This is a genomic window from Modestobacter altitudinis (assembly GCF_005930475.1).
Classification (GTDB): domain Bacteria; phylum Actinomycetota; class Actinomycetes; order Mycobacteriales; family Geodermatophilaceae; genus Modestobacter; species Modestobacter altitudinis.
This window is the reverse complement of the sequence record NZ_SJEW01000126.1, coordinates 1-5,286: the sequence shown is the minus strand read 5'-3', so window position 1 is coordinate 5,286 and position 5,286 is coordinate 1. Positions and strand designations below refer to the sequence as shown.

Sequence of the window (5,286 nt, the reverse complement as noted above, 5' to 3'; positions counted from 1 at the left end):
GTCCCGCCGCCCGCCCCTGCCCCGCGGGCCCCGGTCGCCGCTCCGGTGCCGCCCGGTCGGCGCCCCGCCGCCGACGGTGTCGTGCTGGACGTGGGGACCACCCGCGGGGACGCCGCCGGCCCGACCGGCGTGCGGCTGGGCGACGTCTACGCCGGGCAGCTGGAGCGGCTCCGCGAGGAGGCCCGGCGCGAGGGCTGGGCCGCCGGCCACGCCGAGGGCCTGGTCGCAGCCGAGCAGGTCGTCGCCGCCGCCGAACGCGCCGCCGAACAGCGTCTCGCCGACGTGCAGGCCCGCTGGGAGCGCCGGCTGGCCTCCGCGACGGCTGCGATGGGCGCGGCGGTCGAGCGCCTGGACGCCACCGCGGCACCGGTCGTCGACGACCTGCGGGACAGCGTCCTGGACGCGGTCGTGCTGCTCGTGGGCGACCTCCTCGGCCGGGAGGTCGCCATGGCCGAGGCCAACGGGCTCGACGCCCTCCGCCGGGCGCTGACCCTCTGCCCGACCGACGTGCCGGTCGTCGTCCGGCTGCACCCCGACGACCTCGCCGAGGTGCCCGCCGCGGCGCTCGCCCCGTTGCCGGCCTCGGTCACCGTGGTCGCCGACGAGTCCGTCGAGCGCGCCGGTGCGCTGGCCGAGGCCGGCAGCATCCGGGTGGACGCCCAGCTGACCAGCGCCCTGGAACGGGTGCTGGAGGTGCTGCGCTCGTGACCTCGATACCGGCCCCGGCCCCCTCGCAGGGGCCCGCCGCGAGCTGGCGAGCGGTGGGGGGCGAGGGGGTCCTCTCTCGCGCCCGGTCCGCGGCCCGCCCGCAGCTGACCGGCATCGTCACCGGTGCGATGGGCCTGACCCTCAGCGTGGAGGGCGTCACCGCCGCCGTCGGCGACCTGGTCGAGGTCTCCCCCGGGGAGCGGCCGCTGCTCGCCGAGGTGGTCGCGGTGCACCGGGACCGGCTCACCTGCATGCCGCTGGGCGACCTCTCCGGCATCCGGTCGGGCACCCCCGTCCGGCCCACCGGCCGCCCGCTCCAGGTGCCCGTCGGCGAGGCCCTCCTCGGCCGGGTGCTCGACGGGCTCGGCCGGCCGCTGGACGGCGGGCCGCCGCTGGGCAGCCTGGTCTCCTACGTCGACCTGACCAGCGAGACGCCCAACGCGCTGACCCGGGCCCGGGTCAGCCGCCCGCTGGCCACCGGGGTGCGCGCGCTGGACACCCTGGTGCCGGTCGGACGCGGTCAGCGGCTGGGCATCTTCGCCGGCTCCGGCGTCGGCAAGTCCACCCTGCTGTCCCAGATCACCCGCGGCACCGACGCCGACATCCGGGTCATCGGGCTGATCGGCGAGCGTGGCCGCGAGGTCCGCGAGTTCATCGAGGAGGACCTCGGCCCCGAGGGGCTGGCGCAGTCCGTCGTCGTCGTCGCCACCTCCGACGAGCCGCCGCTGGTGCGGCTCAAGGCCGCGTTCGTGGCCACCCGGATCGCCGAGGCGTTCCGCGACCAGGGTCGCGACGTGCTGCTGATGATGGACTCGATCACCCGCACGGCGATGGCCCAGCGCGAGGTGGGGCTCTCCGCCGGCGAGCCCCCGGCCACCCGGGGCTACCCGCCGAGCGTCTTCGCGATGCTGCCCAAGCTGCTGGAGAAGGCCGGCACGAGCACGGCCGGGTCGATCACCGGGCTCTACACCGTGCTGGTCGACGGCGACGACCACAACGAGCCGATCGCCGACACCGCCCGCTCCATCCTCGACGGGCACGTCGTGCTGACCCGCAAGCTGGCGACCACCGGCCACTTCCCGGCGATCGACGTCCTGGAGTCGATCTCCCGGGTGGCGACGGCGGTCGTGCCCGGCGCGCAGATGACCGACGCCCGGGAGCTCCGGCGGATGCTCGGCGCCCTCCGCGACGTCCGGGAGCTGATCGAGATCGGCGCGTACCAGACCGGCACCGACCCGCTCGTCGACCGCGCCCGCCGGCTGGTGCCCGACATCGACGCCTTCCTGCGGCAGTCCACCGCCGACTCGACGCCGCTGCCCGAGGCCTGGGCCCGGCTGCACGCGATCATCACGGCCGCGTGAAGCAGGCACCCTTCCGCCTCGAACCGGTCCTCCGGCTGCGCCGCACCGAGGAGCGCGCCGCCGGGCTGGCCGCGGCCGCGGCCGCCCGAGAGGCCACCGAGGCCGCCGACCGGGCCGAGCAGCAGGCGCAGGCGCTGTCCACCCGGACCGCGCCCGGCGGGCTCGACGGCCGGGCGTTCATCGCGGCGATGGTCGCATCGACCACCGCGGCTGCCGATGTGTCAGCTGCACGGGCACTCGCCGTGGCCCAGGCCGAGCAGGCCGAACTGGTCCGCGTGCGGTGGACCGAGGCCGCTCAGCGCACCAAGGGGCTGGAGCGGCTGCGCGAGCGGCACGTGGCCGCACTGCAGGCAGCGGCCGACGTGGCCGAGGCCCGGGTGGTCGACGACCTGGTCACCCGACGACACAGCACCGACCGACGGCGAGAGGAGGAGGCGACATGGACGGACTGAGCGCCGTGCAGAGCCGGATCAGCGAGATCCAGACCCGGTTCCTCACCGCCCCGACGACGACGGCGAGCTCCGCCTGGTCGACCGCCGCCGCCTCCGCCGGGTTGACCGGCACCGCCGCGGTGTCCTCCTCGTCGACGACGAGCGCCGCCGCCGGCAGCGACAGCGGATCGGCCGTGGTCCAGGCGGCGTCGAAGTACCTCGGCGTCCCCTACGCATGGGGCGGCACCGACGCGAGCACCGGCTTCGACTGCTCGGGGCTGGTGCAGCAGGTCTACTCCGACCTCGGCGTCGACCTCCCCCGCACCTCCTCGCAGCAGGCCACCTCCGGCCGCGCGGTCGCCTCGCTCGCCGAGGCCCAGCCCGGCGACCTGGTGTTCTACGACTACTCGCCGTCCCGCCCCGGCATCGACCACGTCGGCATCTACGTCGGCAACGGGCAGATGATCGCCGCGCCGCAGGAGGGCGAGGTGGTCCAGGTCCAGGACGTGGGCAACCCCACCGTCATCCGCCGCGTGCTGCCGGACGCCACCAGCTCCCCGAGCAGCGCGACGACCGGCAGCGCCGGCGGCCTCGCCGGTGTCCCGTACGCCGACCTCTTCACCCAGGCCGGCAGCCGGTACGGCGTCGACCCGGCCCTGCTCGCGGGCATGGCGAAGACGGAGTCGGGCTTCAACGGCGCCGCCGTCTCGCCCGCCGGGGCGCGGGGGCTCATGCAGTTCATGCCGGCCACCGCCGCCGGCCTCGGCGTCGACACGGGCGACGCCGCCTCCTCGATCGACGGCGCGGCCCGCTACCTGAGCCAGCTGACCGAGCAGTTCGGCTCCACCGAGCTCGCCCTGGCCGCCTACAACGCCGGCCCCGGCACGGTGCGGCGCTACGGGGGCATCCCGCCCTACGGCGAGACCCAGTCCTACGTCCAGAAGGTGACCAGCGCCGCGGAGGCCTACCGATGACAGCTCCCAGTCTCCTGGCCGCGGCACCGGCGATGCCGGCCACCGGGAACACCGGCGCGGCTCCCGCCGGCACCGCCGAGTCCTCGCCGGCCTTCGCCAGCGCCCTGGACGACGCCCTCACCGGCAGCGGCACCCCCGACCGGGACGCTGCCCGCGCGACCGCCGACGACGAGCCCGCCGCAGACCTGGACGCCGTCCCGAGCCCCGCGGCGCCGGTGGAGCCGGGCCTGTGGGCGCTGCTCAGCGTCGCGCAGCCGGTCTCCGTCGTCCCGTCCGGCACCCCCGCCGCGGAGTCGGCCACCGCCCCCGTCGCGGCTCCGGCTGCGACCGCGACCCCGCCCACCGCCGCGCCGGTCGCGGCGGCTCCGGCGACGGCGCCCGGCGCCGGGACCATCCCGGCCGCTCCAGCTCCGGAGACCGTGCAGCCGGCCAGCGGCCCGGCCACGCCCGCTGCAGCGGTGGCTCCGGCGTCCACCCCCCTGCCTCCTCCGCTCCCCGCGGCCGTTGCCGTGACGAGCCCTCCCCCGGCACCGTCGGCGGAGCCCACCGTCACCCCGTTCTCCGTCGTGGTCGCCGCTGCGCCGGCTGCGCCGGCTGCGACCGCGAGCGCGACGGCGACCGGGGCCGTTCCCGCGCCCACCCCGGCCGTCGCTGCCGACACGGCCACCCCGGCCCCTGGCGCGCTGCTCGGCGGCACCACGGGCACCACCTCTGACGGCGGCGCGGCGACGTCCGACGGGGGCACCGGCGGCCAGGGGACGGGGTCCTCCCCGACCGCCGCCGCCACCGCTCCCGTCGTCGACCCGGTGTTCACCGGGACCGTCGCAGCGCCGGCCGCACCCGCCGCACCGGTGACCGCCGTCCCGACGGCCACGGTGCCGGGCGACGAGCCGCCGGTCGCCGCCCAGCTGGGGCGTCAGCTCGCCGTCCTGACCCACGCCCCCGACGGCAGCCAGACCATGACCCTGGTCATCACCCCCGACGACCTCGGCCCGGTGACCATCCGAGCCACCGTCACCAACGGGACGCTGGACCTGACCCTGCACGGCGCGCACGAGCTCGGCCGGCACGCCCTGGCCGACGCACTGCCCGACCTGCGCCGCGACCTCGAGGGCGCGGGCCTCTCGCTCAACCGGCTCGAGGTCGGCGCCGATTCCGGCGGGGACAGCAGCCCGTGGGCCCGGGCGGCACAGCAGCAGCTGGCCGACTCCCAGCAGGGGCAGGGCCGGCCCGGTCAGCCCGCCGCCGGGCCGCGCAGCTGGGCGCTGACCGGTGACCACCCCGGTACGGGCAGCGCTGCCCGCACCTCCGACCTGTCCACGTCGTCCGGCGTGGACGTCCTCGCGTGAGGGAGACCACCAGATGACCGCCCCAGTCAGCGGCGCCGGGCAGGTGGCGACCAACACCGCCACCACCCAGGTGAGCGGCGCCAACGGGTTCGACTCCGAGACGTTCCTGAAGCTGCTCGTCGCCCAGCTGAAGTACCAGGACCCCAGCGACCCGGCCAGCAGCAGCGAGCTGATGGCGCAGACCGCGACCCTCGCCCAGGTGCAGAGCCTGGACGCCATCGCGAAGCAGAACAGCCAGTCGCTGACCCTGCAGAAGTCGCTGAGCGCCGGTGCGCTGGTCGGCCAGACCGTCTCCTACACCGACTCCGACGGCGCCACCAAGACCGGTGTGGTGACCGCGGTCAAGATCAGCAGCGACAGCACGGCGGAGTCCCAGGCCGTCATCGGCGGCGTCGACGTCGACCTCGCCCGCATCTCCCAGGTCGCGCTGCCGACCGCTCCCGCCGGTACGTCCGCCACCAGC

Annotated in this window: 6 protein-coding genes; all 6 read left to right on the top strand. The window is 76.6% G+C overall.

Going from position 1 to position 5,286, the window contains the following annotated elements:
• On the top strand, positions 1-708 hold a 708-nt coding region (locus FHL79_RS24555; RefSeq protein WP_138761170.1), incomplete at its 5' end, for a FliH/SctL family protein.
• Positions 705-2,069, top strand: a complete 1,365-nt coding sequence (locus FHL79_RS24550) for a FliI/YscN family ATPase (protein WP_246081210.1) — start codon at positions 705-707, stop codon at positions 2,067-2,069. The genes FHL79_RS24555 and FHL79_RS24550, both read left to right, overlap by 4 nt.
• The gene (locus tag FHL79_RS24545; RefSeq protein WP_138761169.1) at positions 2,066-2,521 is read left to right on the top strand and encodes a flagellar FliJ family protein; all 456 of its coding nucleotides are present in this window, start codon (positions 2,066-2,068) and stop codon (positions 2,519-2,521) included. The genes FHL79_RS24550 and FHL79_RS24545 overlap by 4 nt, the downstream gene beginning before the upstream one ends.
• Positions 2,509-3,474 carry an NlpC/P60 family protein gene (locus tag FHL79_RS24540; RefSeq protein WP_138761168.1) on the top strand — a complete coding sequence of 322 codons (966 nt, stop codon included), beginning with the start codon at positions 2,509-2,511 and terminating at the stop codon, positions 3,472-3,474. Before FHL79_RS24545 ends, FHL79_RS24540 begins: the two co-directional genes overlap by 13 nt.
• Positions 3,471-4,823 (top strand): flagellar hook-length control protein FliK, encoded by a 1,353-nt coding sequence (locus FHL79_RS26310; protein ID WP_138761167.1) that lies wholly within the window; start codon positions 3,471-3,473, stop codon positions 4,821-4,823. The genes FHL79_RS24540 and FHL79_RS26310 overlap by 4 nt, the downstream gene beginning before the upstream one ends.
• Positions 4,824-4,836: 13 nt before the next feature.
• On the top strand, positions 4,837-5,286 hold a 450-nt coding region (locus tag FHL79_RS24530), incomplete at its 3' end, for a flagellar hook assembly protein FlgD (protein WP_138761166.1).

Coding starts and splice junctions, on each gene's coding strand:
- FHL79_RS24540 (WP_138761168.1), top strand. CDS start 2,509: ATGGACGGACTGAGCGCCGTGCAGAGCCGGATCAGCGAGATCCAGACC.
- FHL79_RS26310 (WP_138761167.1), top strand. CDS start 3,471: ATGACAGCTCCCAGTCTCCTGGCCGCGGCACCGGCGATGCCGGCCACC.